Raw genomic sequence first — 24,129 nt, forward strand, 5'->3', positions numbered from 1 at the left:
ATTTTTTAGTCCCATAAGAATTTTTTGATTAGGTTAGGGAAATAGCTTGTTGAACATTAGATAGACACTTTATAACAATTAAAATTAATTCCTCCTTTGATAGCTTTACAATTTCCTGATTAATAAAAATTTCATATTGTGAAATAGTTCATTTCGAGGAACACTTTAATTAATTAAAGTTTATTTGTTACGGACTTATTGTAGAAAATATCTCTAACATGTGCAAGAATTAGGGGTTAATTAATATTAGCTTATATCGAATAGACATTAACTTTTATTGTGAACGAGATATGGATAATACATATATTCTAATATATTATACCTCCGTTTTAAGGATAGGAGCGAAAAGTTTGATATTTCAAAAAAAATATGTCAACCGATTGACATATGTAAACGGTTGACATAAAATACTCCTTGAAAGCGCTTTTATATATTTATTGTGATTAAGGATAAATAAGGGGGACTGGAACGTATGAAGAAATGGTTTTTAGTAGGTATATCTTTATTACTAATTCTTGCTGTAGCAGGCTGTAGCAAGGGTAAAAGCGTAAGTAGTGACGGCAAACAAATGATTACAATGTGGGTACATGTATCAGATGATAGTGAAGAAGGTAAGGTTTATAAAAAACGAGTAGATACTTTTAACAAGAAGTATGCATCTAAAAATGTTAAAGCTAAAATTGAATTTATTCCACGTAGTGGGAACGGCGGGGGGTATGAGGATAAAGTGAACGCAGCGTTGACAACTGATACATTACCCGATGTTATTACATTAGATGGTCCAAATACAGCTGCTTATGCAAAATCTGGCATCATTGCCCCACTAGATGATTACGTGAAAGATCAAGATGATTTACTACCAAGTATTAAGCAACAAGGAACATACAAAGACAAATTGTATGCGATTGGTGCGAGTGAATCGTCCGTGGGAATTTACTACAATAAAAAAATGCTACAAGAGGCAGGCGTTGATTTAAATACGTTACCGACAGTTGATAATCCTTGGACATGGGATCAGTTTATGTCCCTATGTAAAACGTTGAAAGAAAAATATAATAAACCGGCTATTGATATGCAATTACAATCAAAAGATGAAATGTTAACGTATGCACTAACGCCATTTGTATGGTCTGCAGGCGGAGAAATTATTTCGAAAGACGGTACTAAAGCAGAAGGTGTATTTAATAAAAAGCCTAGTATTGAAGCCATGACTTTTATTCAAACGATGTTAAAAGAAGGTTATACAACGCGTACTCCGGTCAAACAAGCTTTTGAAACAGAAAAGTACCCAATGAAGTTTAGTGGTGTATGGACAGTGACGGATATGAAAACAAATTTTCAAAAAGTCGATTATGGTGTTATGCCTTATCCAGTATCACCAAAGACAAAGAAACTGGTTTCACCTTCAGGAAGTTGGCAGTTTGCAATGACACAGAAATCTGAAAATAAAGAATGGTCTGCTAAACTAGTAGATTGGATGACAAATAAAGATTCGAATTTAGAATTAAGTCGTACAATTGCAGCACTACCAGTTCGTTACTCTTCTGAAAAAGTACTTACAAAAGAATTTTCTGATCAAATGAATGTGTTTATGAAGCAATTAGAGGAATCAGGACACGCACGACCAGTAACACCAGCATATCCACAAGTAACACGTGCTTTCCAGCAAACAATTGATGATATCAGTTTCTATGATCAAAACAAAAACATTAAAAAAGTCTTAGATACACGTGCTACAGAAATGCAAGCAGCTATCGATAAGGCTAATCGATAAAAGCAGCTAGCTAGAAGGAGGCATTATGATTAAAACTGGATTAAAAGGAAGTAAGACTGTTTACACATTCCCAGGAACAGAAAAAGAGACTAAAAATAGAATTAAATGGAGAGAAAATGTAGTAGCTTATACATTTTTAGGACCGGCACTATTACTTTTATCGCTGTTTCTTATTATTCCAGCTATTATGTCCGTCTACTATGCATTTACAGATTATTATCTTTTAACACCCGATACGCGCAGATTCGTAGGATTAGACAACTTTATTAATTTATTTAAGGATCCTATTTTCTTGAAAAGTCTGGTGAATACACTGAAATTTGTCATTTGGGTAATTCCTTTACAGATAGGGGCAGCTCTTGGGCTGGCCCTCCTGTTAAACAAACAACGTAAAGCTAACACATTTTTTAAAGTGGCTTACTTTAGTCCTGTAGTAATGTCGCTCGTTGTTATCTCAGTTCTTTGGCTTTATTTGTTAAATCCAAATGAAGGAATTATCAACAATGTACTCACTTATTTTGGTGTTTCAGCTCAACCGTTCTTAACAAGCCCTAAACAGGCTATGTTTACAATTGTTTTTGTTTCAGCATGGCAGGGAGCTGGCTTTCAAATGTTAATTTTTCTAGCAGGTTTGCAAAATATACCTGGAGACGTCTACGAAGCTGCACAACTAGATGGAATGAATAAATGGCAACGATTTATTCATATTACGTTACCATTATTAAAGCCAACCTCTATTTTTATATTTATTACGACATTAATTGGTGCGTTTAAGCTATTAGTCCAACCAATGGTTATGACACAAGGAGGCCCAGTCAACTCCACGATGACGGTTGTATATTACATTTATCAAACTGGCTTTACGGATCGAATGGTTGGATACGCTAGTTCGATTGCCCTTCTATTTGGAACAATTATTGGGTTAGTTACGCTAGCGCAACGGAAATTAGTAAAGGAGGAAGATGACTAATGAGACGAAAATTCGGTCCTTTAACAACCCTAGAGTACATTTGTTTAGTTTTACTAGCCGTATTATTTATATTCCCGTTATTTTGGATGATTGCATCTTCAATGAAACCTGAAGCAGAAGTTTATAAAAACATGAACAGTATCAAAGCATTCCTACCTTCCTTTCATCCATCAGATTGGTTTATATCCTATAAGCAAGTTCTGTCACGCTTTCATTTACTTGGTTATATGATAAACAGCTTGTTTTATGGTTTATGTGTAGCAGCAGGTTCTGTCATTATCAATGGGATGGCAGGTTATGCGTTCGCTAAATTGAATTTTAATGGAAAAAGAGTGTTGTTTGGTCTTTTATTGGCTCTTTTAATCGTACCGCTGGAAACAATCTTAATCTCACAATTTACTATAGTTCACAAACTGGGATTAGTAGACACTCGTCTTGCTGTAATTCTGCCAGCCTTAGCAGGGGCATTCAATATTTATTTATTCCGAAACTTTTTCATGTCTATTCCAGCAGAGATTATTGAATCAGCCAAATTGGATGGAGCAAATACCTGGCAAATATTCTTGAGAATTATGCTACCCATGTCTAAACCAGCTGTTGCTACAGTAGGAACTTTAGCTTTTATCGGAAGTTGGAATGATTATATTTGGCCTTTAATGGTTTTAACAGACAAGTCAAAATTTCCGATTCAAGTGGCAATTACAGCTATCAATAGTACGGATCCAGTTTACACGAATCAAGTTATGGCTGTTTTAACAATATCCACCATCCCATTAATTCTTATCTATATAGTGGCTCAGCGTTATATTTTAGAAGGGATTGGTGGTTCAGGAACAGGTATTAAATAAGAAAAAATTAGGTTATTCCTGCGTAAACACTACCTATGTATGGGTAATTTTTAAACCGGGTGTCAACCGGTTGACATAAAAATATTGACATGTGAAACCGGTTGACATAAAATAATTACGAAAGTGCTTTCATATCAAAAATTACTATTCTACATCACTAGCTAAAGGGGCAATTTAATGTGAAAGGTTCAAAAAGTCTATATTGGAAGTTAAGTGCATATTTCTTCTTTTTCTTTTTTACTTGGTCTGCTAGTTACTCTTTATTTTCTATCTGGTTAGGTCAAGAAATAAAATTAAATGGTTCAGAAACAGGTTTAATCTTTTCTGTAAACGCTATCTTTGCCTTATGTATGCAGCCCTTGTATGGTTACATTTCTGACAAGATAGGTTTAAAGAAAAATATCTTATTTTTTATCAGTTTATTACTTATATTTGTAGGACCCTTTTATATTTTTATTTATGGACCGTTATTACAATACAATGTCTTTTTAGGCGCAGTTATCGGAGGACTATATTTAGGAGTAGCTTTTTTAGCTGGTATCGGAGCTATTGAATCTTACATTGAAAAGGTTAGTCGTAAATATAAGTTTGAGTACGGCAAATCAAGAATGTGGGGATCATTAGGATGGGCAGCAGCTACATTTTTTGCAGGCCAGCTATTTAATATCAACCCACATATTAATTTTTGGGTAGCATCTGTTTCAGCTATCATATTGGTAACAATAATTATGTCCGTAAAAATAGATATGACAGATTACGAGATGGAGAAAGCCGATTCTGTTACATTAAAAGACGTTGGACGACTTTTTCTATTAAAAGATTTTTGGTTTTTGATGATGTATGTCATGGGAGTGACATGTGTTTATAGCGTTTATGATCAACAATTCCCAATTTATTATGCATCCTTATTTCCAAATGAAGCTCTAGGTAATCAAGTATTTGGATATTTAAACTCTTTCCAAGTATTTTTAGAGGCTGGGATGATGTTTCTTGCCCCGTTTGTAGTAAACAAACTTGGTGCAAAGAATAGTTTAATTTTAGCAGGACTTCTAATGGCCTTTCGAATTATTGGGTCTGGACTTGTAATTGGCCCAATTGGCATTTCATCTATGAAATTAATTCATGCACTTGAATTACCGATTATGTTGATTGCTATTTTCAAGTATTTAGCAGCGAATTTTGATACAAGACTATCTTCTGTATTATATTTAGTGGGTTTTCAATTTGTCTCTCAAGTAGGTGCATCTATTCTTTCACCAATCGCAGGTGGATTATACGATAGTGTAGGTTTTCGTCATACCTACATCATCATGGGAATCATGGTTTTGTGTTTTACAATCATTTCAATTTTTACGTTGTTAAATTCAAAAAATGGCATAGGTTCGCGAGTCAAGGCAGAAAAGATACAAAAAGTTATCTAGGAGGATATTAGGATGTTAACAGTAAACAGAATTCAGCAAGCAGAAGAGGCACTAAAGAATACAAAAGAAAGAATGAGTAATCGTTATCGACTAGGTTATCATATCATGGCACCGGCGAACTGGATCAATGATCCAAATGGGTTAGTACAGTATAAAGGGGAATACCACGTATTTTATCAGCACCACCCATATGATGAAAATTGGGGACCGATGCATTGGGGGCACGTAAAAAGTAAGGATCTTGTTCATTGGGAGCACCTTCCTGTTGCCTTAGCTCCTGGAGATGTTTGTGATACAGATGGATGTTTCTCGGGAAGTGCCGTCGATAATAATGGAGAACTAACTTTAATCTATACGGGACATCATTATACCGATAAAGAAAAGGACCTTTTCTATCAAAATCAAAATATTGCGGTCAGTACCGATGGCACTACATTCGAAAAAGTTGGAGAGAATCCAGTTATTGCCCAACCACCAGCAGATAGTGCCCATCATTTTCGTGATCCAAAGGTATGGAAACATAACGACGTTTGGTATATGGTTTTAGGAAATTCAACTAAGGATAATATTGGACGAGTTATTCTATATCGTTCTTCTAATCTACGTGAATGGGAGTACATTGGTGTCCTTGCGCAAAGTGATGGAACTCTTGGATACATGTGGGAATGCCCAGACTTCTTTGAATTAGATGGAAAGTATGTCCTCATGATTTCTCCACAAGGGATTCATAAAGATGGAGATTTATATAATAACTTATTTCAGACAGGTTATTTCATTGGAGATTATAATTACGAAACCAACGAGTTTGTACATGGGGCATTTACTGAGTTAGATAATGGACATGACTTTTACGCGGTTCAAACATTATTAGATGAGAAAGGTCGTCGGATTGCGATTGGTTGGATGGACATGTGGGAGTCCAATATGCCAACAAAAGCAGATGGATGGTGTGGAGCACTTACATTGCCACGTGAAGTTACCCTAGGAGAAAATAATGAAATTTTAATGAATCCGGTTGAAGAGTTACGTTTATTACGTGGGATTGAACATAATGCACTTACGAATCAAGTGGTTTCCGAGAATCATTTAATAGAAACAAACGAGGATTTACTTGAAATAAAAGCTGTATTTGACTTAACCAATTGTAACTCTCAATCTGTAGGTTTAAGGGTTCGTGGAATTAATAAGGAAGAAACAGTATTAACGTATCACTTAGACAAGCATAAATTGACAATTGATTGTTCTAAGTCAGGTAAGGTAGAAGATGGAGTCAGAAATGCTATCCTTAGAACAAACAAAGAGCTTTCGCTACGTATATTTATTGATCGATCTTCTATTGAAGTATTTGCAAATGAAGGACAAGCAACTATGACAAGTCGTATTTATCCAACTGAAGATAGATTAGGCATTGAGGTGTTTGCAGATGTTGGGGATGTAAGAATTAAGGAATTAACATATTGGAAGTTAAAAGATATCTGGAAATAAATTATGAATGAACAAGTGTTTGTACACTTGTTCATTGTTTTGGGGTGAAGATGTTGAAAAGAGTTTTTTGTATTGGTGAAACATTAATTGATTTTATTCCTGTTCAAAAAGAAAAATCTTTAAAAGAAGTTACTAGTTTTGAACGTGTGGCTGGGGGGGCTCCTATGAACGTTGCAATTGCGATTGCAAAATACGGAGGAAATTCTGTTATGCTGACGAAAATAGCTAATGATAGCTTCGGTGATTATTTAGTAGATGTGCTAGCAGGAAATGGGGTAGATACTTCCTACATTATTCGATGTAATGAAGGAGAGACCGGTTTGGCATTCGTATCTGTAGATAAATTGGGAGATAGGGACTTCAGTTTTTACAGAAAGAATTCAGCTGACTTATTACTCTTACCAAACGAGGTGAAAGTAGGGTGGTTTGATAAGGGAGACCTTCTTCATTTTTGTTCTGTAGATTTAGTCGAAAGTCCAATGAAACAAACTCATATAAAAGTAATAGATAGTTTTCAAAAAATAGGGGGGATTGTCAGTTTTGATCCTAATGTTCGTCTTCCCTTATGGCCTGATAAAGAAATCTGTCGTCGAACAATTCTAGAATTTTTACCTTTAGCAGATATTGTGAAAGTATCGGATGAAGAATTATTTTTTATAACCAATATTAAGGGAGAAAGAGAAGCCATTAACTCTCTTTTTGTTGGCAATGTAAAAGTAGTAGTTTATACAAAAGGAAAAGATGGAGCTATTATTTATTTGAAAAATGGAGAACAATTTGAGGATAAAGGATTTAGAGTAACTGTTTCAGATACAACCGGGGCAGGTGATGCGTTTATAGGTGGTTTTTTATATCAATTGCTTTCAATTGATATATCGAGCGAAAATCTATGTCAAAAAGTGAGTGAACACCATCAACAATTGCTTACCTTTGCTAATGCAAGTGGGGCACTTACTGCTTCAGTAAAAGGAGCGATCCACGCAGCACCTGGAAAACAACATATAATGAATTTTATTGCTACTCAAAGAGGCAGATTAACTTAAGAAAATATGTATTTATAATTGGGAATTAGTTTGGAATTCACAATATAAGTAAGGGTTAAAAGAAAGGATTTAAATAATGAGGACTGAAAAAGAAAAGATGTTAGGTGGAGAAATGTATAATCCTGCAGACGCACAATTAAGAAAGGATCAAGAACATGCTAGAAGGCAGGTTAGGATATATAATGAAACTTTAGAGAGTGAAGGGAATAAGCGTATAAAATTATTAAAAGGTTTATTCGGTTCTACTGGGGAAAACGTATATGTTGAACCGAATATTAGAGTTGACTATGGCTATAACATATTTGTTGGCGAAAACTTTTTTGCAAACTTTGATTGTGTCATCCTAGACATTTGTGAAGTGAGATTTGGAGATAATTGTTTACTTGGTCCTGGTGTACATATCTATACAGCAACTCATCCAATTGACCCGAATGAACGAAATTCAGGAAAGGAATACGCAAAACCAATTATTTTGGAGATAATGTATGGATTGGTGGAAGTGCAGTGATAAATCCAGGAGTGACGATAGGAGACAATGTTGTTATTGCATCTGGCTCAGTAGTGACTAAAGACGTACCTAACAATGTAGTGGTAGGTGGGAATCCAGCAAAAATTATTAAAAAAATTAGAAATTAAGGATATAAGAATATTTCACTAAATTTTAGTAACAGTACTCTAAATGAAATTTGAATTTCTAACTTATTAGTTAATTGGTGATTAAATTGGATATATGGATGGGGAAAATTAGAGATTATAATCATTTTGGTCATTATTTAGGGACCTATCAAGCAATTATAGAGAAACAGGATAAGATGCTTTATAAGATGACATTATCGTTTAATCCAGTATATACGCTAAAAAAGCGAGATAAAAATAATCATTTAAAAGGTAAAATATTGTATAGTTCAAGTGTAGAGGTACTTAAAAGAAAATTTAGAAATAAAATCCCTCTTTTAAAGAAACAAACGAAAGTAGTATGGATAAAAAGAGGGTTAAATATTTAATTTCTTCAAATGAAAGGTCATGATGGGAAGAAATCTTGCTTGTAAAGCTAGTTTTATTGGTCCCGGTGTAAGCCAACCCATGATTATGCATTTTAAGTATATACAGAGTAAAATAACTTAGAAAGACATATCTTATGATATGTCCTTTTAGTATGGTTAATTTTCATCTTTTTTTCATTGTTAAATGATAAATTAATTGCTAATCATGCTGTAAAGCATTTTCCATAGATATTCTACTTTACAAGCTTATATAAAAAAGGTGAGCTTTTTTCTTATAATCTGCAATTTTGTACTCATGTCCTGCTTCTGCTAATCCCTCAATAAATTTCTTAGCTATGTTCGCACTGAGTGAGTCTCTTCTTGGGTGAGACACAAAGACAAGTACTTTCATAAAAATTCCCCCAATTTTATCTTAGGTTACTTTTATTTCTTGTTCCCAAAATGTTTATCAAACGCTGCTTTCCTTGTTCAGCTGTAGAAACCATCTCATCAAATAATTCCTGAACCGTAGGAACATCATTAATTAGTCCGATAACCTGTCCAGCCCAACCAAATCCCTCTCCTTCATTCCCATTGTAAATATATTTGCAGTTTGCCTTACCACTGACCATATCTTTTAAATCTTCATAAGTTGCTCCTTTATGCTCACGTTCAATAATATCGTTAGTATATTTTGATTCTAAAACACGCCCAGGATGCCCTAAAGTTTTCTTGATAATGACTGTGTCTGTCTCTTTTCCGTTCACAAGTGCTTCTTTGTATACAGGGTTTGCATGCACACACTCTTGCGTAGCAATAAATCTTGTTCCCATTTCTATCCCTTCAGCTCCAAGGGCTAGGGCTGCTAATAAGCCTCTTCCATCTCCAATGCCTCCACTAGCTAGTACAGGAATTGACACAGATTCAACTACACGAGGGATAAGAACCATTGTACCAATATCATCCCGTCCTAAGTGGCCGCCTCCTTCTTGTCCTACTGCCATTATGGCATCAGCCCCAAGTTCCTCAGCCTTTTGTGCTTGTCTAACTCCTGAAACTAGAACAAGAGTTTTAATGTTTTCTCCTTTTATCCGTTCAAAAACAGGTTGGGGATTCCCTCCGGTTATAGAAATAGCAGGTACCTTCTCCTCGATAGCCACTTCTAGCAAGTCTTTATAATTTCCATCATGCCTCGCAATTGCAAAATTTACCCCAAATGGCTTATCGGTCATGGTACGTACTCTACGAATTTCTTCCCGAAGCTTTTCTGGAGTTCCTAGAGTCGCAGCTGTAATTTGCCCAAGTCCACCAGCATTAGAGACAGATGAAGCTAATTCAGCATAAGCTAAGTAGGCTAATCCTCCTTGAACGATTGGATATTGGATTCCAAAGATTTCAGTTATTCTTGTTTTCATAAGTTTTCCTCTCCTTCGTTAAATGATAGCTTGTTTTAACCATTTCATGTATTTCTTTTTCTGGTACGGTACCGTCTAGAATGATAGAATTCCAATGTTCTTTATTAAGGTGATAAGCTGGTACTACGGAATGATAAATTTGGCGCCAATGACGATTTACCTCTGGTTCACCTTTTAAATTTATCCAAATATGATTGTCTCTCTCAAAAATCCATGCAAAGACTTTTTGATTTTCTTTATGCCTAATGGTAGTCCAATTTTTATCACGAAACGGTTGGTCTTCAAATACATTCCTATATTTCATGCAGTAATTAATAGCTTCTTGTCTACTTTTCATGAATTTTCATCCTTTCATTTGTTATGAATAAAGATTTACGTAAATGAAAGTTAAGAAGGCTTGATGTCTATGCCTGTTTACTACCATTAATTCCTTGCCAAAAGACATTCCAAGTTGAAGAGATTCTTTTATTTAAACGTTCTGATCTCCCTCCATACAACATTTCTACAAATAAACCATCTAGAATAGTCAGATAGGCTGCTGTAGCAGTATCAGCGCTAAATTGAGAATGTAATAAATGCTCTTTTTCTTTAAATAATGTCTCTAATAAACACTCTAAATTATTCGTTAATTGGTAAGAGTCACGTACTATCAGCTCCCTGAGATGCTGTGGAGGGAAAAATGAGGTTCGGATAAAAAAGCTTGTGTTAAAATTTCTGTCATATCGATCTAAATACTCTATTAAGAACTTATATAATAACTTCTCTAGAGGTAACGTACGATTGGTTCCGTCAAAAAAGCCTTCTATAAAATGTAGTTCACGTGATAGAGATTCATTAAAAGAGTAAACAAAAAGCTCTTCTTTGCTTTTAAAATATGTATATATAGATTGCTTTTTAATCCCAACTTCATTAGCAAGGGATGATAACGACGTTCCTTCATAACCATTTAGTGCAAATTGTCTTAGGGCTGCTTCTTTAAGCTGATTAAATGTCACAATCTCGCCTCCTTCCGAACGTTCGTCAGTTTATGTTATCAGCATTTATCTTTGCCGTCAATCAGATACACCTTTCACCTTTCATCTCTCATTTACATTGATTATTATAATCAACGAAATTAACAATAAGATAGAAGCCTCTTATGCCCCCAAAGTAAATTTAATTTTTTAACTCGTTTTACTCTCTCAGAATCTTTAGTGCAAGATTGTGAAGTTTTTTAAAAAATAATTAACAATATTCTGATGAATTATGATTTTTTCAGTGCTCTAAAAGTAAGATAGTGGAGGTTATTATATGCCAAAACATTATAATTTAATTACAGGTACAGAAACCGCTTACATATCAGTTGAATTAAAAATCATAATTTTCGAAAAGGAGTGTTTGCTTTGTTAAATGGAGAAAAGAAAATTGAAAGACCTCTTAGATGGGCAATGGTAGGTGGAGGACGCGAAAGTCAGGTAGGATACAAACATAGAACGGGTGCTTTAAGGGACAATACAGCCTTTACCTTAGTAGCCGGAGCATTTGATATTGATGCAGAAAGAGGGAAAGACTTTGGTGTAAATATTGGTGTAGATGAGGATCGATGCTATCCTGACTACAAAACAATGTTCACTGAGGAAGGGAAACGGGAGGATGGCATTGAGGTCGTATCGATTGCTACTCCTAACGGAACCCACTATGAAATTTGTAAGGCAGCGTTAGAAGCTGATTTACATGTCATCTGTGAAAAACCTTTATTTTTCACTTCTGAGGAAGGGATAGAAATCAAAGATTTAGCAGAGAAAAAAGGAAAAATCGTTGGTGTCACGTATGGTTTCTCCGGTAATCAGATGTTACTTCAAATGCGGGCAATGATTGAACAAGATAAAATTGGTGAGATACGAGTCGTTGAACTACAGTATACTCATGGTTTTAGTTTAAATAATCAAGTTGATAAGGCGAGTGCTTCACAAAAATGGCGTGTTGATCCTAAAATTGCAGGACCTAGTTTTGTGTTAGGGGATCTCTCTACTCATACTTACTACATGTCCCAGTTAATTATGCCAAATATGAAAATTAGGGAATTATTATGTGACCGTCAAAGTTTTGTTGGAAGTCGCGCTCCTTTAGAAGATAATGCCTTTGTTCTTATGCGTTATGAAAACGGAGCTGTAGGACGATTATGGACGTCTTCTGTAAATGCAGGGTGCATGGATGGCCATAGAATTCGTATTGTAGGATCGAAAGGCAGTTTAGAGTGGTGGGATAGCAAGCCCGGTGAATTAAAGTATGAAATTCAAGGAGAGCCTGGGCAAACTTTAATTCGGGCCATGCCTTATCTGGATGATAGCTGTAATGCGGACGAACGTTTAGGTGCATTGCATGTAGAGGGACTCTCTGAGGCTTGGGCAAATATATACTTAAAATTTGCTACGGCAATAGATGCAAAGAACAGAGGCGATGAAGAATTGTTAAAGAATCTTGTTTATCCTGATATTAATGCTGGTATTGAAGGTATACGATGGATAGAAAATTGTGTCAGATCTGCTGATAATGGTGCTGCTTGGGTAGAATTCATCTAAAAGTTTAAGGCCCATTTAGATCCACTGGTTTAACGATTGTGGGTGGGTTTTAATTTATAATGCCTTTATAACTCGTAACATAAGATTGTGAAGTATGTAGTTAATTCATTATAATGAATTAACTACATACAGACTAGGGAAGAAGAGGTTGATTTTATGGTACAGAGTTTTGTAAAAAAGAAGTTCATACCAACTTTTGCAAACGGGAGATCCCCTAAACTACTTTACGTTTGTAAGGCTGAAGCAGATCATACTAAATTACCTTGTGTTATGCATGTGCATCAGGATCGCTTAGAAATTTTATATATCAGACAAGGGAGAGGAATTCATACAATTGGAGGGCGTCAGTATCACACTAAACAGGGTGACATTCTTATTTACAATAGTGGTGTTATTCATGATGAGCGTACGAATCCAGAAGCAGAAATGACTGTATACAGCTGTGGGATAAGTAATTTGAAGTTAGAGGGGATGCGAGAAAATTGTCTATTGCCTGATGGTGCGAGTCCAGTTTTGTTCAGCGATGCTTTTAGTCAGGACATCGAAAATCTCTTTTGCATGATGTATACCCAAATTTGTTCAGAGAATGCTGGAGCTGAAGAAATAAGCCACCATTTGTTACAAGCTCTTATTATCATGCTGGTAAAACAGTTTAATAGAAGTATAGAGAAGGAAGAAGATAAAGAAGTTATTTTAGGAGAGCGAATAAGAGGGTATATTGATGACCACTATTCCGAAAATCACACGTTGGAAAGTATAAGCGAGACATTGAATATTAGTTTATCTTACTTGTGCCACATTTTTAAGGAGACTACTGGGTATGCTCCTATGCAATACATTATGAGACGTAGAATTGGGGAAGCGCAGTCTTTGCTAATTAATACCCAATATAGTGCTACTCAAATTGCCTCTATAGTAGGCTATAATAATTCCAACTATTTTAATACAATTTTCACGAGGATTGTCGGCATGTCCCCCATCAAATATCGAAAGTGTTGGGTAGATCAAAATAGCCCAAAAAGAATATCTTCTATTGATATAAATGAAATCGTTTTCAATGAGGATTAAAAAAAGAAAAACCCCATTAAGAGGGTTTCATACGATTAAACCCCAAAAATACGTATTTATATTAGGGTACCGGGTCATTATTCATTCTCAACTCAAGAGACCTAATGGTGCCCATAGAATGCTAGATATTTACCCATTTGCTAAAAAGCAAGGAGGAGAAAGTACCTTGAATAAACAGGTAAATCAAAAGTCATTTTTAAGTACTATTGTCTTAGTCTCTACATTTGGTGGACTTCTCTTTGGATATGATACTGGAGTTATCAATGGTGCGTTACCTTTTATGTCGGAACCAGACCAGCTTAATCTTAACTCCTTCGCTCAAGGGTTTGTTGCAAGTTCACTTCTTTTTGGGGCTGCTATAGGTGCTCTATTTGGAGGACGACTAGCAGATTACAGTGGTCGCCGTAAGAATATTCTTTTACTTGCAGTCCTGTTCTTTATCTCTACACTGGGATGTACTCTTGCTCCAAATATGGGGGTAATGGTTACCTTTCGTTTCTTATTGGGACTTGCTGTAGGAGGAGCGTCAGTTATAGTACCGAGCTATCTGGCAGAAATGTCACCTGTAGAAAGACGAGGCCGAATGGTTAGTCAAAATGAATTAATGATTGTTACTGGTCAACTATTAGCCTTTATTTTCAATGCTATTATTGGCAATACAATGAGTGACAGTTCACATGCATGGCGATACATGCTGGTCATTGCCGCACTTCCTGCGGTCTTCTTATTCTTAGGTATGCTTAAAGTGCCAGAGAGCCCTCGCTGGCTTGTTTCAAAAGGAAGAAAAGTAGAAGCACTACGTGTTCTTCAAAAAATACGGGATAAAAACCAAGCTAATGTGGAACTTAATGAAATTGAGAATGCCGTTGCAGAAGAGTCAACTATGAAGAAAGCAACTTTTAAGGATCTATCTATTCCATGGGTAAGACGTATCCTATTTATCGGGATTGGTATAGCTATCGTGCAGCAAATTACAGGGATCAATGCAATTATGTATTATGGTACCGAAATTCTCAAGGATGCAGGTTTTGCAACAGAAGTTGCTCTCATTGGTAATATTGCAAACGGAGCTATTTCAGTCATAGCTGTTTTCTTTGGGATTTGGCTCCTTGGAAGGGTTGGTCGCCGACCAATGCTACTAATTGGATTAGGTGGAACTACGACATCACTTCTCCTTATTGCAATATTATCCTTAACACTTAAAGGATCTGTTGCTCTTCCATTTGTTATACTTTCTTTGACAGTTGTATTTCTTGCTTTTATGCAGGGATTTATTGGTCCGGTAACATGGTTAATACTTGCAGAGATTTTTCCATCAAGGCTAAGAGGTCTTGGCATGGGGCTAAGTGTCTTTTTCTTATGGATGACAAATTCTATCATCGGTTTGGTTTTCCCAGTATTACTTGCAACCATCGGTTTATCAACTACTTTTTTTATCTTTGTCGTTCTTGGAGTAGGCGGTATCATGTTTGTAAAAAAGTATATGCCAGAAACGAAGGGCCGTACCCTAGAGGAGTTGGAACATTACTTCCGAACATACGATGATGATACAAGAGCTGAAAAAGAAGTTACTGAGGGAACTGCGCTATAATCTACAAATGGTATGATTAAAAGTTAGATGTCTACGGACATCTTTTTTCTATTCTAAAAGAGGAAAGGTACCAAGTTTTAAATAATTTATTTATACATATTTAAGTAATTAATTAGCTTATAGTCAAACTCGATATTTATCTACTCAACATAATGTACTTTATAGGCAAAAAAATAAGCAATGCACTATTTTGCATTGCTTATTTTTTGTAGATTACTTCGTAAGCTACATATATAACAAACAGTGCTATGGAAGCAATTCCTATTTCTATAAATGATCCGCAGACTATCCCTTCAACACATATTTGACCATTATAAAAAGATACGCCCATACTTAACACCCCTATATACACCGGTGTTAGAGTATATGTTTAGCTATTCCTTTCTAGTTAACATAAAACTTGTTATCGGCAATCATTAAAGCACCTTTATTAAGGTAATGGTCTACTTAGTATTATTTTTTCAATCCATTCTTGTATTTCTATATCTTCATGAAAATATATATCTGGTTCAATTTCTAAGTCAATACATAACAAGAAAATAAGGTATTCATGTAGTTGATCTTCATCAGAAGAGAGTCTATTTCTACCCTCTAGGTTTTGAACCCATTTATAGGACCATTGATTAAATTGCTCTCTAGACATATTTCCTTTAAGAACGATCTCTAATTTGTTTATCCAATCCTGTTTAGTTGGCTGACTTTCAAACATTAATTTCACCTTTTCTAAGTATTTACTAAAGTTAAGATGATCAGCGTTATCGATAGCAAGTATGTTAAAACTTAATATCTACCCAATGTCCCTCTATTAACTTCTCATAAGTTCCCCATTTAGGAGCATGGGTATTTATACTTTTAACTCTTACTGGTTCAATAATATCTTCCTGACAACCCTCCATTGGATTCTGTATATAAATCCAAGAAACTTTACTATCTCTGTCCCTTAAGAATTCCCTGTTGAAAAGCTCCTCTGCTTCTTGTAATGTTTCAAAACTATAATCTTCAATTGAAGGCACATCATCTAACGTATCGTAAAGAAACATATTTATTTCATCTTTAAGATCAACTATCATAACTATCATAACTTTCTTAACATCATGTATAGGCGTATCTAATATTGTATATTTTCTCATTAAATCTCCTTACTCAAATAAATTTTTCATTTAATGATTATAAATGGTTTCAGAAGTGTTATCCTCTTTTATCTTCTAAATGGATGCATATCTTGCACACTTACAGTTACATAATACGGCTTCTAGGAAACAAAAAAAGGTGTCCCTTGGTAAATTAGGACACCTTTTAATTATTTAATCAATTAATTCTTCTTCATGAAACAAATTAGATATTTTCTGCTACGATTATTAAAAACATCGGTCTTCTCGTTTCATGTACCATTTCAGGGATACTTTCTAATATTTCATTCCTTCATAAAATCATTAATGTGATGATACAATTTCTCAGGATGGGTGAGATTGACCATATGGTCAGCATCTGGAATTTCTATGATGCGAGCATCTGAGTGCTTTCGAAAGTAATCAGCAACACGAAGGTTATCAGGTGAATCCTCCTTACCAATTATCAACAATGTTTTAGTCGTCAATTCTCCTAATCTTTCGATTGCCAATGGTTGCTGCCAAATCAATTTAACGGCTGGCCATTCAAACATTCGATTCATATGGTGCTTGAGCATTTGAACCATTAAACCCCGGTGAGGACTCATCGTTAGAACAGGATAAGATGGATCACTGAGCAAAAGCTCAACCATCTTATCTATATCTGGGGCAGCTTGATGAATCTTCTTCATGTTCTCTTCAAATTCTTTGGAATAGGTAAACCCAGATAATCCAGGCGCAAGCAAAACAAGTTTTGAAACCCTTTCAGGATAATTCAGAGCGAATTCAGTAGCAATTTGGCCACCCATTGAGTGACCGATAAGCGTTGCCTGGCTGATTTCTAGATGATTAAGTAGTGACAGCAAATCTTTAACAGGGTTGATATCTTCTAAAGGAACCGGTGATTTCCCCGTCCCACGTCCATCATAAGCAACAACCTTATAGTGTTTTGCTAAAAGAGGCACCATAAATGTCCAGTTCCGTACATCAGCACCGCCAGTTAGGAGAACAACAGGATGGCCATGCCCATTAACTTCGTAATACAAATCCATTGAAATTCCTCCACCCATTACAATTTAATATTATTTTATTGTCGAATGAACTTTTATTCATTGTTCAAAAGTGGTAGTAGGGTATCTTTATTTTAAAGAACCAATCACCTTGACATCGACTTATAGCCATTCAAATAATTTACTTCGTCTCATTTATAAAAAAACCTTTATGGATTCTGTCCATTTTATGTTCCTAAGTTGTATATAGTATTTATTCTTGGTTACCATAATGGATTTTTCCGGAACATATACAAAAAAACTCCCCAAAGCCCCAAGGGGGCTGTTGAGTTTTCATTTTACCGATTGTGAAATTCCCTATACATCAACTTTTGGTTTAGTGTGATTAACTATGCTGATAAAGATAGCTTTTTAAATATAAATAATTTCTTTACATTACATTTGTAATGAAAGAAATTATTTTGGATTCTATTTGTATCTTATTTAAATGTTATTTAATTCGAAATAAATTCTCAAAGGAACTGAAAACTTTTAGAATAAGGGATGAAAAATAATAAGGGAGGATCAGTATTATGACAAATATTTCTTTATCCGGTAATGGAAGTACTCCTTTTCAGCAGCTATTAGGCCATAACACAAATGTATTGAGTGCTTGGAACAACCTAGGAGAAATTCTAGAAGGGGATAACAGCCTCTCAGCTTCTTTGAAAGAGCAAGTTAGAAGAACATTAGCTCAAAAAAATGGATGCGAATATTGTAAAGCAAAAGGAAAGCCTAACCCAGATTTATTTGATGAGAAAACGTCTCTTGCTGTAGGTTTTGCGGAAGTTTTTTTAAAACAAAGAGGGGAAATAAACGAATCCTTTTTTCAAGTGTTGAAGGAAACCCTCACCGATCGTGAGATTAGTGAATTATGTGCATTTATAAGCTTTGCTACAGCTTCACAATATTTTGGAGCCTTATTGGCTTTAAAGCCGAATAAGGAGTAAGCATATGATCAAGTAGACCAAGAGTTTTCCCTAAATCAATAGGAGTAAAAATAGGTAGAGTTTACACCATATCTATTATATCTATTTAATAAATGTAATTTTGCTCTTACAATAAGGGGGAAGACATGCTTTAAATAAGATAAAATCATGAACTTTATTAGTAAAATACAAGGAGGAACCTTTATTGATTTCGGAATTATATACAAAAAGGTTACACCTAAGAAAGATGAATGAATCCGATGCATCTAATTTATTTAATATTTGGTCTAACCCTTATGTTACTAGGTACATGAATATTAATAATTTTACCAAGATAGAACAAGCAAGAGATATGATTAACTTTTTAAATAAACTAGCTTTTGAAAAAAAGGCTATTCGCTTTGCTATTATTGAATTAAAAACATATGAAATTATTGGATCATGTGGCTATAACATGTTAGACTTCGAGCATCCAAAAGTTGAAATCGGATACGAGCTTTCCAAAGCAGTATGGGGAGAGGGTACGCGTCTGAAGCTATTAACAGTTTATTAAATTATGCTTTTTTAGATTTAGACATAAACCGAGTTGAAGCAAAAGTAGAGCCTTTAAATACTAATTCGATTAAAACTTTACGTCGGTTGAATTTTACATTTGAAGGAACACTTAGGTAAGTAGAGAAGTCAAAAGGTAAGTTTATAGATCTTAATGTATATTCCAAATAAAAAATAGATTAATGGCTTAATTCAATTATACATTTACTTGCTTTACTAACATTTACCTTTACTTACATCGTGATTAGAAATACATTTCTACCTTTGTCAGTAATATTTACGGGATGAAGTATGGCAGGATGTATAGCTTGTTATTAACATTTAAAAAAATTCGCTGGTTGAGGGCAGAAGGAGCAGATAAATAAATGAGTACAAAAAAAATATATCTTACCCCATTTGAAACGACCCATATTCAACAGTTACATAAATGGTTAAATGATGAACAAGCAATACGAATGATTGGTAGGACACCTTTAACTTATGAAGAGGTAGTACAGGAAGTAGAAAAGAAAAGAATGAATGACGATTTAATTTTAGGGATTGAAACCAATGAACAAGTATTAGTTGGCTGGGTATTCCTAAAAGATATAGATTATACACATGGAAGAGCTAGTATCGGCATTCTTTTATCTTCAGAAGCTAGGGGTCAAGGGTATGGTCAAATGGCCATGGAGCAAATGATTGATCTAGGATTTAAACAGCTTCGTCTAAATAAAATCTATTTAACAACAAGAGGATTAAACGAGCAAGCCATTGCATTATATAAAAAAATTGGTTTTGTTACAGAAGGCACATTAAGAAATCACGCCTATGTGGAAGGGAAATATGTAGATACATATTTTATGGGTATATTAGCTTCAGAGTGGCACAGGTGAACCTCAGTTAATGTATATTATATAACTTCTAGAGCAAACTATTAAAGTCAACGTGGTCTGTTCTTTAGAAGAATAGATCAAAAAAGCCACCAACTCATCAATGGCTTTTTTTCGTTTTAAGCTGTATGAGATATAAATCTTTAGTTAACATAAAACAGCTTCTAGGAACAAAACAAGAGCTGATAAATTGATTTATCGGCTCTTGTTTTACTGGCTTGTATTAAATAAATAACTTAACGTAAGCTCTCTGGTTTTCTCATGAATTTTATATTCTTCATAAAAAGTTGGATAGCTAAAGATTTCTTTTTCTAAAAAAGAATATTGAGGAAAAACTTCAAAAAAGGTCAACTTTAATTCATTTATTTGATTTTGAGGAATTTTTTTCGTTTTGCCTTTTAAAACATAGCTTAAACTCCCAGCTATATTTGCCCAATAACTATCTAAATCCGCAGTTAGTATGTCATCTTCTCGAAACTTTTCATTAGAATTCATTTTTTATTTTATCAACACCATCGTGAGAAAACGGATGATACAATTCAACTTTAAGTTGTCTTAGATCATTAAGTAACTTCGTTTTGTCTATATTAAACGCCACCTTTCGTAATCTATACCAATCTTACTTTATCATTTTTATTAATAATACAACTTCAAATCACTATGTATAAGATATACAGAACTCGTTTACATAAGGGTCATTATCAGAAATCTTAATAATAATTCAAAATTTCTTCAAATACGAGGTCAACGAATAATTCTTTGTATTTTTCATATTTATTTACTTTTTGTCAAGAATATATTTATCTGATATATCTCTAGGAGGCCAACAAGGTGAATGAAAAGAAAATCTATTTAACATCGGCTGAAATTGGTTGTCTTTGGACTTCCTATATGAATGATAGTATGTCTAAATATATTTTAGGTTATATGCTTAAACATTTGAATGATCCGGATATCCGACCTGCTGTTCAATTTGCCTATGACATTGCGGTTGGTCATTTGGATCAATTACTTACCATTTTTGAGCAAGAACAGTATGCAGTTCCTCACGGTTTTACCGAACAAGACGTAAATATGGAAGCTCCTTGGCTTTTTTCCGATGTATTTTGTTTAACATATGTAAATCATATGGCGAAAGTTGGAATGCTAGCTTATAGTGGATTTGTTTCCATGAGTGCAAGAGAAGATATTAGAACTTTCTATACAAAAGGGTTAATAGAAACGTCTACACTTTATAATCAGACTACTGAAATTGCCATTTCAAAAGGGGTGCATTCAAGACATCCTTATATTGAAGTTCCAAGAGAAGCAGATTATGTCGATAGCAAAAAATATTTAAGTGGATTAAATCCATTTAAAAACAAACGTCCATTAAACTCCGTGGAAATTTCGCATTTGTACATGAACGTGCTAACGAATTCGATGGGGGTTAAACTTTCTATTGGCTTTGCTCAAACCTCTCCATCTAAAGAAATCCAAGATTATATGTTACGAGGAAAAGACATATCGAACAAACACATCAAAATTTTTGCCGATATCTTGCTTGAAAACGATCTTGCCACCCCTCGTTTACCGGATGTCAGTATAAGCAATTCAACTACTAAAACATTTTCAGATAAACTAATGATGTTTCATATGTCACTACTAAGTGCTGCCGGTACAGGGAACTATGCCACTGCAGCAGCTGCCAGTCAACGAAGCGATTTAGGGCTTAATTATGAACGATTGTCATTAGAAATTGCTCAATATGCTAAAACTGGGGCCGATATCATGATTAAACACAATTGGCTTGAACAACCACCGGGAACAAAGGATCGTGAGAAATTAGCCAGAAAAAAGGAACAATAATAATTGCACAAAAAACTTGATTACCTTTTTAACCTTATATTAATTTTAAAAATTCGCATGTATCTCCTTGTATTTAATGGTCACAAGAATGAATAACTTACTCTATTTTGAACAAACTACCCAAGACGCTCTGCAACGTCAGCTAACTATTGATCACCATTCATGAAACAGAAAAAACTACTGATCCCTGTTCAGTAGTTTTTCCGATTTTTAAGCTGTATATCATATACAATAGTAGTTAACATAATCACCGATATAGGAACCAAAAAAGCTATGGATATGTAGATTCATGGCCATACTTTTAATAAATTCACTCATTGTAAAAGGGAGAAATAAAAAAGGTATCATCTGTCATAATGTATTGATGTAATTGCTGCAGAGTAGCATCCAACGTTGAAGATAAAGAATCAGCAGCATATGCACAAATAGAAATCATACCTTCCTCTTTAACAAAATTATCGGCAGTTGATTCAAATTTTTCTAGTAAAAGAACATCTGGTTCCTCTGAAGCCCATTCTACGTGAGCCCATGTTCTGATCCATGTATTTTTCATTTTCAACATAGACAAATCTTCTTGAAAATGAGTAAGAATGGTTTCTGTGTGAAAATCACCATTTGCCAAGTAATAATCAAAATTATTAACTAAACGAATAGATTCTTTTTGTTGATGATTAAACTCTTTATCAATTTTAGCTTTAATTTGAGGAAGTGTCCTCATACTCTCAATTATTAATATACGTTGTTTACTCTCTAATCCATTCTTAATAAAACTCATTAAATTATTTATGTAAAATTGGTTATCTTCATAACGGTAAAAGACATGGCCTTTATCAAATTTTTTGGAACTAGATATAGAATTAATTGTTTTCATAGTTCACCTCAGAATGATTTTGGCGAAAATTCAAAAAATTATAGGCTAATAAGGTATTCTCATTTGTGATAATTTTACATTAAGTTGTTTAAGATGTATATCACATACGGAATTAGTATTTTATCAGTGTTATAGCAAAACAGCCCTAGAGTTATAACTCCAAGGCTATCTTAGTAATGATTACTTAGATAGAATAAACTTTATTTACTTTTTCAATACGAATGTATTTTCACAAACTCATCTGTATTTCCGCGTGTAGAGGAAACTTCTCTATTCCTCCTACAGTCGGTTCTGTTCTAGATATTCTTTTAATGTTTGCTGTAATGTTCCTTTTGCTTCTGCCTTTCCTTCAAAGGAGATTCCTGAGTGAATCATTGTCCGCACCAGATCAGCACGTAAACCTGTGAGAATAGCTTTACATCCCATCATTGAAATTGCAGTTAATATTTTTTGAAAATGGTCAATGACATGCATCTCCATGTTAGCAATTCCAGACAGATCTATAATTAATGTTTCAATCCTTAAATCTGAAATATCCATCAATACTTTCTCCTCAATCGTTTGGATACGATGGATGTCAACCATTCCGATCAAGGGCAATACAGCTACAGATTGACTAAGTGGTATAATAGGTACTGATAGATGTTCAACTAAGTCCCTCTGGGAGGCGATTAATTCATCTTTATACCTGGAATAACTAATCAGAAAAGTGTTGAGAAATTGATCAATCCTATCATTAATACGCTTCTCTAAGGCATAAAATTCTTCACGGTCTTTAAAATGGTTATTTATTCGGTCATATTGATAGAGAAAATGCCACAATGTTCGCCTAATAGCCTGTACCCACTCTAGTTTAAAGGCAAGAGTTAGGGTGTGCTCTGCCCAGGCTATCCCTTCTTGCTGAGCGAAAGCAATGAGTTGTTCTTCCTTTTGCTCTACGACATATAAAGATAATTTTTGAGCATTTTTTAAAAGATCAATATTCCCAGTTTCTAAAATGTCATTAATCTTAGAAGCTACGTTAACCGCCTCTGATAAGAGTTTATCCTGGAAATTCTGTTTGTTGTCTCTAATAAAATCGGTCATTTTCTCTCTCTGGTTATAAATAATTTTCATTTTAAATACGCCCCTTATTCGATTTTAGATTATAGTTATCTTTAATTAATCAATATCTCCAAATGAAATATTATCTATTTTTATTTTCAGTCTCAGTCTTTGTATATCAAGAAAAGTTCTCTTTCTTTGTACTAACGACACTAGATATGTTTTTAGATAAAAAACAACAAAGCTTTTATAATGAATCTTTAAACATCGATATACCTATGTATCATGCTCATTTTTTTCAACATGATAAAGGGTTAATTAAGGTCATTTCTACTAGCTGATACCCATTTAGATAGTTCATCGAAAACAATCTGAACTTGTTTTTTACTTAACTTGTCAACATTCTCCCAAGTAATAGAAATGTAATCTTCTAAATAATCAGGGGAGGAAATAGATTCAGAAGCAAGTGCTTTATAGAATAAAGGATTACCACCTCTATCTACTTCACCCTTACATCTATAGTTTTCAAACTTCCAACCATCTTTTGTTTTTATAAACTGATAAAGGTCATTGTGTCCCCATCTAGGACTGTAAATTTGCATTTTAAATCTAGATGCACTACTCAATTTCAGCTACCTCCTACCTCCTCAAAATATCACTTTTACATAGGATTCTTTGTATCTTTACCCCTTAAAC

23 protein-coding genes and 3 pseudogenes are annotated in these 24,129 nt (G+C 34.4%); 15 read left to right on the forward strand and 11 right to left on the reverse strand.

Annotated features, from left to right (window positions below):
- The first annotated feature begins 472 nt into the window (after positions 1-472).
- The 8 genes and pseudogenes from ACLHDF_RS28825 (at position 473) to ACLHDF_RS28860 (ending at position 8,545) form a co-directional block, all read left to right on the forward strand.
- Positions 473-1,774: an ABC transporter substrate-binding protein gene (locus tag ACLHDF_RS28825; RefSeq protein ID WP_413921840.1), complete on the forward strand. Its 1,302-nt coding sequence runs from the start codon at positions 473-475 to the stop codon at positions 1,772-1,774.
- Positions 1,775-1,799: 25 nt separating this feature from the next.
- Positions 1,800-2,744: a carbohydrate ABC transporter permease gene (locus ACLHDF_RS28830; protein ID WP_413921841.1), complete on the forward strand. Its 945-nt coding sequence runs from the start codon at positions 1,800-1,802 to the stop codon at positions 2,742-2,744.
- Positions 2,744-3,592 (forward strand): carbohydrate ABC transporter permease, encoded by an 849-nt coding sequence (locus ACLHDF_RS28835; RefSeq protein ID WP_413921842.1) that lies wholly within the window; start codon positions 2,744-2,746, stop codon positions 3,590-3,592. The genes ACLHDF_RS28830 and ACLHDF_RS28835 overlap by 1 nt, the downstream gene beginning before the upstream one ends.
- Positions 3,593-3,771: 179 nt before the next feature.
- Complete coding sequence (locus ACLHDF_RS28840) at positions 3,772-5,013, forward strand: MFS transporter (protein ID WP_413921843.1); 1,242 nt, start codon at positions 3,772-3,774, stop codon at positions 5,011-5,013.
- Between the two features lie 12 nt (positions 5,014-5,025).
- Positions 5,026-6,498 (forward strand): glycoside hydrolase family 32 protein, encoded by a 1,473-nt coding sequence (locus ACLHDF_RS28845; protein ID WP_413921844.1) that lies wholly within the window; start codon positions 5,026-5,028, stop codon positions 6,496-6,498.
- Positions 6,499-6,551: 53 nt separating this feature from the next.
- A complete protein-coding gene (locus tag ACLHDF_RS28850) occupies positions 6,552-7,541 on the forward strand; it encodes a carbohydrate kinase family protein (protein ID WP_413921845.1) in 990 nt (329 codons plus the stop codon).
- Between the two features lie 76 nt (positions 7,542-7,617).
- Positions 7,618-8,177 (forward strand): annotated as a pseudogene (locus ACLHDF_RS28855) (maltose acetyltransferase domain-containing protein).
- Positions 8,178-8,275: 98 nt separating this feature from the next.
- Positions 8,276-8,545 carry a hypothetical protein gene (locus tag ACLHDF_RS28860; RefSeq protein ID WP_413921846.1) on the forward strand — a complete coding sequence of 90 codons (270 nt, stop codon included), beginning with the start codon at positions 8,276-8,278 and terminating at the stop codon, positions 8,543-8,545.
- Between the two features lie 277 nt (positions 8,546-8,822).
- Here the strand turns inward: ACLHDF_RS28860 and ACLHDF_RS28865 are convergent.
- The 4 genes and pseudogenes from ACLHDF_RS28865 to ACLHDF_RS28880 form a co-directional block, all read right to left on the reverse strand.
- Positions 8,823-8,936: pseudogene (locus ACLHDF_RS28865) on the reverse strand (NAD(P)H-dependent oxidoreductase); the annotation flags it as partial.
- A gap of 16 nt (positions 8,937-8,952) precedes the next feature.
- Positions 8,953-9,939: an NAD(P)H-dependent flavin oxidoreductase gene (locus ACLHDF_RS28870; RefSeq protein ID WP_413921847.1), complete on the reverse strand. Its 987-nt coding sequence runs from the start codon at positions 9,937-9,939 to the stop codon at positions 8,953-8,955.
- On the reverse strand, positions 9,920-10,276 hold the full coding sequence (locus tag ACLHDF_RS28875; RefSeq protein ID WP_413921848.1) for an MmcQ/YjbR family DNA-binding protein: 357 nt from the start codon (positions 10,274-10,276) through the stop codon (positions 9,920-9,922). The genes ACLHDF_RS28870 and ACLHDF_RS28875 overlap by 20 nt, the downstream gene beginning before the upstream one ends.
- Positions 10,277-10,343: 67 nt before the next feature.
- The gene (locus tag ACLHDF_RS28880) at positions 10,344-10,934 is read right to left on the reverse strand and encodes a TetR/AcrR family transcriptional regulator (RefSeq protein WP_413921849.1); all 591 of its coding nucleotides are present in this window, start codon (positions 10,932-10,934) and stop codon (positions 10,344-10,346) included.
- A 432-nt stretch (positions 10,935-11,366) separates the two neighbouring features.
- Here ACLHDF_RS28880 and ACLHDF_RS28885 point away from each other — a divergent pair, with 432 nt between their 5' ends.
- The 3 genes from ACLHDF_RS28885 (at position 11,367) to ACLHDF_RS28895 (ending at position 15,159) form a co-directional block, all read left to right on the forward strand.
- A complete protein-coding gene (locus ACLHDF_RS28885; RefSeq protein WP_413921896.1) occupies positions 11,367-12,500 on the forward strand; it encodes a Gfo/Idh/MocA family protein in 1,134 nt (377 codons plus the stop codon).
- 156 nt (positions 12,501-12,656) lie between these two features.
- Positions 12,657-13,568: an AraC family transcriptional regulator gene (locus ACLHDF_RS28890; protein ID WP_413921850.1), complete on the forward strand. Its 912-nt coding sequence runs from the start codon at positions 12,657-12,659 to the stop codon at positions 13,566-13,568.
- Positions 13,569-13,734: 166 nt separating this feature from the next.
- Positions 13,735-15,159 (forward strand): sugar porter family MFS transporter, encoded by a 1,425-nt coding sequence (locus ACLHDF_RS28895; RefSeq protein ID WP_413921897.1) that lies wholly within the window; start codon positions 13,735-13,737, stop codon positions 15,157-15,159.
- Positions 15,160-15,589: 430 nt separating this feature from the next.
- Here ACLHDF_RS28895 and ACLHDF_RS28900 read toward each other — a convergent pair whose 3' ends face one another.
- The 3 genes from ACLHDF_RS28900 to ACLHDF_RS28910 all read right to left on the reverse strand — a co-directional run bounded on the left by ACLHDF_RS28900 (position 15,590) and on the right by ACLHDF_RS28910 (position 17,320).
- Positions 15,590-15,868, reverse strand: coding sequence for a hypothetical protein (locus tag ACLHDF_RS28900; protein ID WP_413921851.1), 279 nt, complete (start codon positions 15,866-15,868; stop codon positions 15,590-15,592).
- Between the two features lie 64 nt (positions 15,869-15,932).
- On the reverse strand, positions 15,933-16,289 hold the full coding sequence (locus tag ACLHDF_RS28905; protein WP_413921852.1) for a hypothetical protein: 357 nt from the start codon (positions 16,287-16,289) through the stop codon (positions 15,933-15,935).
- A 284-nt stretch (positions 16,290-16,573) separates the two neighbouring features.
- On the reverse strand, positions 16,574-17,320 hold the full coding sequence (locus ACLHDF_RS28910) for an alpha/beta fold hydrolase (protein ID WP_413921853.1): 747 nt from the start codon (positions 17,318-17,320) through the stop codon (positions 16,574-16,576).
- Positions 17,321-17,850: 530 nt separating this feature from the next.
- Between ACLHDF_RS28910 and ACLHDF_RS28915 the strand changes: the two genes are divergently transcribed.
- From ACLHDF_RS28915 to ACLHDF_RS28925, 3 genes and pseudogenes are all read left to right on the forward strand, one after another.
- The gene (locus ACLHDF_RS28915; RefSeq protein ID WP_413921854.1) at positions 17,851-18,267 is read left to right on the forward strand and encodes a carboxymuconolactone decarboxylase family protein; all 417 of its coding nucleotides are present in this window, start codon (positions 17,851-17,853) and stop codon (positions 18,265-18,267) included.
- A gap of 226 nt (positions 18,268-18,493) precedes the next feature.
- Positions 18,494-18,837, forward strand: a pseudogene (locus tag ACLHDF_RS28920) (GNAT family N-acetyltransferase); the annotation flags it as partial.
- Between the two features lie 326 nt (positions 18,838-19,163).
- Positions 19,164-19,673, forward strand: a complete 510-nt coding sequence (locus ACLHDF_RS28925; protein ID WP_413921855.1) for a GNAT family N-acetyltransferase — start codon at positions 19,164-19,166, stop codon at positions 19,671-19,673.
- Between the two features lie 207 nt (positions 19,674-19,880).
- On the opposite strand, the gene ACLHDF_RS28930 is transcribed toward ACLHDF_RS28925, so the two are convergent.
- Positions 19,881-20,165: a YxiJ family protein gene (locus ACLHDF_RS28930; protein WP_413921856.1), complete on the reverse strand. Its 285-nt coding sequence runs from the start codon at positions 20,163-20,165 to the stop codon at positions 19,881-19,883.
- Between the two features lie 336 nt (positions 20,166-20,501).
- On the opposite strand from ACLHDF_RS28930, the gene ACLHDF_RS28935 reads away from it, so the two are divergent.
- Positions 20,502-21,518: a DUF3231 family protein gene (locus ACLHDF_RS28935; RefSeq protein WP_413921857.1), complete on the forward strand. Its 1,017-nt coding sequence runs from the start codon at positions 20,502-20,504 to the stop codon at positions 21,516-21,518.
- 310 nt (positions 21,519-21,828) lie between these two features.
- Here the strand turns inward: ACLHDF_RS28935 and ACLHDF_RS28940 are convergent, their stop codons facing one another.
- The 3 genes from ACLHDF_RS28940 to ACLHDF_RS28950 form a co-directional block, all read right to left on the reverse strand.
- Positions 21,829-22,389: an MEDS domain-containing protein gene (locus ACLHDF_RS28940; RefSeq protein WP_413921858.1), complete on the reverse strand. Its 561-nt coding sequence runs from the start codon at positions 22,387-22,389 to the stop codon at positions 21,829-21,831.
- 279 nt (positions 22,390-22,668) lie between these two features.
- Positions 22,669-23,505, reverse strand: coding sequence for an STAS domain-containing protein (locus ACLHDF_RS28945; RefSeq protein WP_413921859.1), 837 nt, complete (start codon positions 23,503-23,505; stop codon positions 22,669-22,671).
- A gap of 242 nt (positions 23,506-23,747) precedes the next feature.
- Complete coding sequence (locus ACLHDF_RS28950; RefSeq protein WP_413921860.1) at positions 23,748-24,059, reverse strand: hypothetical protein; 312 nt, start codon at positions 24,057-24,059, stop codon at positions 23,748-23,750.
- Positions 24,060-24,129: the final 70 nt, after the last annotated feature.

The sequence above is a fragment of the Priestia megaterium genome (genome assembly GCF_046599315.1).
Lineage (GTDB): Bacteria > Bacillota > Bacilli > Bacillales > Bacillaceae_H > Priestia > Priestia megaterium_F.